The sequence below is a fragment of the Novosphingobium sp. B-7 genome (assembly GCF_000410615.1).
In the GTDB taxonomy this organism is placed as follows: Bacteria; Pseudomonadota; Alphaproteobacteria; order Sphingomonadales; family Sphingomonadaceae; genus Novosphingobium; species Novosphingobium capsulatum.
Map to the genome: position 1 here is coordinate 1 of NZ_APCQ01000471.1, position 1,456 is coordinate 1,456.

Annotated in this window: 1 protein-coding gene; it reads left to right on the forward strand. The window is 62.8% G+C overall.

Going from position 1 to position 1,456, the window contains the following annotated elements; all coding sequences use genetic code 11:
• Positions 1-211 precede the first annotated feature (211 nt).
• Positions 212-1,456, forward strand: a 1,245-nt coding sequence (gene istA, locus H926_RS0105660; protein ID WP_371256219.1) for an IS21 family transposase, incomplete at its 3' end; no start/stop codon positions are given.

The window sequence follows — 1,456 nt, forward strand, 5'->3', positions numbered from 1 at the left end:
TGTCGCGCGACGATCTGGATGAGAAAGCGCGACAATCAAGATGAGAATCCGGTGTGTCGGGACCGGCGCAGGGCATAGCCCGTAGCCGGTCCCGACACACCGGAGGCACTCTTTGCTGAGTGCCTGTGATGGTCGTAGCGGCCGCTATGCATCGGGTTTTCCGGGGAGGAGGACTTGGCGTGTGGCCGGCCGACACATCAACGATCATCAAGTGAGACTTTTCATGACCAACAGGCGTAATGACCCCGTCGCCCTGGCGGCGGCGAAGGCCGGGTTCAGTCCGGCGACGGGCTATCGGGTTCTGCAGGACACCAGGCTGCCATCACAGCAGCAAGCACCGCGCAGCCGGCGCCGACCCGATCCCCTTGCTGGTATTTTCGATGAAGTTGTGGTGCCGATGTTGGAGGCCGCCCCGGGCCTTCGGCCCATAGCGATCTTCGAGGAACTGCGGCGCCGATATTCCGAGACGGAGTTCGGCTCCCGGCGAACCCTGGAGAGGCGCATTCGCGACTGGCGGGCCATGAACGGGCAAGATCGCGAGGTCATTTTCCGGCAAGTGCACGAGGCCGGGCGGCTCGGCCTGTCCGATTTTACGTGCATGGACGATCTGGCAGTTTCGATCGCCGGACAACCCTTGGACCACCTGCTCTATCACTTCCGGCTTCCTTGTGGCGGCTTCGAACACGGGCACATCATCCTGGGCGGCGAGAGCTTCGTCGCCTTGGCCGAAGGGCTGCAAAACGCGCTCTGGTCCGCAGGCGGTGCGCCGAAGCTCCATCGTACCGACAGCCTCTCGGCCGCTTTCCGCAATCTGGACGCGGATACCAGGATCGACCTGACCAGGCGTTATGACGCGCTCTGTGCCCATTATGGAATGGAGCCCACAAGAAACAACCGGGGCGTTGCCCATGAGAACGGCGCGATCGAGAGTGCCCATGGCCATATCAAGGCTGCCATAAAGGATGCGCTGCTGCTGCGCGGGGGCGCCGACTTCTCCGACCTTGCCAACTATCGCCGCTTCATCGACGAGGTCGTAAATGCGCGCAACCGACGGCACGGCCCCGGGATCGATGCAGAACGCAAGTTCCTGCAGCCGCTGCCGGACGTGCGCACCACCGATTACGAGGAGGTCCTCGTGACGGTCACATCCTCGGGCGGCTTCACATTGCGCAAGGTGTTCTACACGGTCCCATCCCGCCTGATCGGGCACCGTTTGCGGGCTCGCCTGTATGATGACCGCCTCGACCTCTTCATTGGCGGCACGAGACTCATGACCCTGCCGCGCGGTCGCGCGGGCATGAACGGGAAGCACGGTCACGTTGTCGATTACCGTCACGTGATCCATTCTCTGCGCCGTAAGCCCATGGCACTGCTAGGGCTGGTCTATCGCGATAGCCTGTTCCCGCGAGAGGCCTATCGCCTGATGTTCGACCACCTGCTGGAAGTTCAGGGTGAG